Annotated in this window: 1 protein-coding gene; it reads right to left on the bottom strand. The window is 33.8% G+C overall.

The genetic code is table 11. The features are described 5' to 3' along the window. On the bottom strand, positions 1-869 hold an 869-nt coding region (locus AB671_RS21870), incomplete at its 3' end, for an IS1595 family transposase (protein ID WP_066681739.1). Positions 870-897: the final 28 nt, after the last annotated feature.

An 897-nucleotide genomic window follows, 5' to 3' on the forward strand; every position in this document is an offset into this window, starting at 1 on the left:
AATAGTTTATCTGCAAAATATCTTCGATTTAGTTTATATACAAATTCATTTAAGTATAATTGCAGGTACTTTCTTTTGATTTTATGATAATTTCCCAATAAATTTCGTTTCGCATTGCTGATCGTGATATGAACCCATTTTAAAGTTTCTTTGGTGGTTTCTTTGTCAGATTTTTCTGTTATATGAAGCTCAACAAAATCAGAAATATCTACGTAAGACGTGCTTTTATCAGTGAAAACAATGCTTTGGTTATCGATAGATTTCTTAACGGTTTCATTGATTTCCAAAGAAAGATGCGTTTCTAAAACTTTAGCCTTAAAGTACCTGCAAGATTTAGATTTCTCGCCAGTTTCCACATTCTCCAAAGGCGTAGACTCAGCCATCACAGCAACATTTTGTTTCCCCGCTGCACCTCGCCCTCTAATTCCTTTTTCTTGCTCAATCTCGCTGGATTCTACAGTGAAATACCCTTCATCAAATTCTATCATGCCTTCCAAAGTATATCTTTCATCGCGAGTTCCCATTGCTTTTCTTAGCTTATGAACCATTGCCCACACTGGTTCATAACGCTTTAAACCCAACTGTTTTTGGATTTCTTTTGACGAAAAACCTTTCTTGGTAATACTCATTAGAAACATGGTTTTGTACCAAATTAAAAATGAAAGATTAGAGTTCTGCATTATCGTTCCGCTTTTCAAGGAAATCCTTTTACGACACTTTTTACATTCGTAACTACAGATACTTTTAATCCAGAAATGTTCGTTGTGACCACATTTACAAATCACACCAATTTTATCTCTCTGCTCCTTAAAATGAATTATGCAATCCAACTCTGTCCCAAAATCAGCCGTAAAACTAAATATATCCATCTAACTTATTATATAACAAACAAATATA

The sequence above is a fragment of the Chryseobacterium sp. BGARF1 genome, assembly GCF_001677955.1.
Classification (GTDB): domain Bacteria; phylum Bacteroidota; class Bacteroidia; order Flavobacteriales; family Weeksellaceae; genus Chryseobacterium.